Genomic DNA, 623 nt, shown 5'->3' with positions numbered 1-623 from the left:
TTTCCACAACCAGCCTGAATCTAAAGGACATTGAAACCCACTGGAGTGAGGTGCTACGTCTGGCGAGTTCTATAAAACAGGGAACGGTAACAGCATCACTGATGATGAAAAAGCTGGCCAGCTATCCGAAACAAAATGGTCTGGCAAAAGCACTGAGGGAAATTGGTCGCATCGAAAGGTCATTGTTTATGCTGGACTGGTTCCGGGATCCTTCCCTGCGTCGACGCATACAGGCAGGGTTGAATAAAGGTGAGGCGCGGAATGCCCTTGCTCGCGCAGTCTTTATGCACCGGCTGGGGGAAATCAGAGATCGGGGACTGGAAAACCAGAGTTATCGGGCAAGTGGGCTCACCTTGCTGACTGCGGCGATCTCACTCTGGAATACGGTATATATAGAAAGAGCCATAGATTATCTGAAGCGAAAGGGGATCCCATTCAATGACCAACTGATTTCTCATCTGTCCCCTCTGGGATGGGAACACATCAACCTGAGCGGAGATTACGTCTGGCGAACAAACCTCAAGCTGGGACAGGGAAAATACCGTTCGTTACGCTCAGTAGACAGCAGTCTGTACAAAAAACAGGCTTAGCGTAGGATATTTTCCGTTTTCCAAGCGGACCCC

Annotated in this window: 1 protein-coding gene; it reads left to right on the top strand. The window is 49.9% G+C overall.

All coding sequences use genetic code 11. From position 1 onward, the window contains the following. Positions 1–590, top strand: a 590-nt coding sequence (locus GKAS_RS23375; protein ID WP_156105172.1) for a Tn3 family transposase, incomplete at its 5' end; no start/stop codon positions are given. Positions 591–623 lie beyond the last annotated feature (33 nt).

It is taken from the genome of Kluyvera ascorbata ATCC 33433, from assembly GCF_000735365.1.
Lineage (GTDB): Bacteria > Pseudomonadota > Gammaproteobacteria > Enterobacterales > Enterobacteriaceae > Kluyvera > Kluyvera ascorbata.
This window is presented reverse-complemented; position numbering and strand designations above follow the sequence as displayed.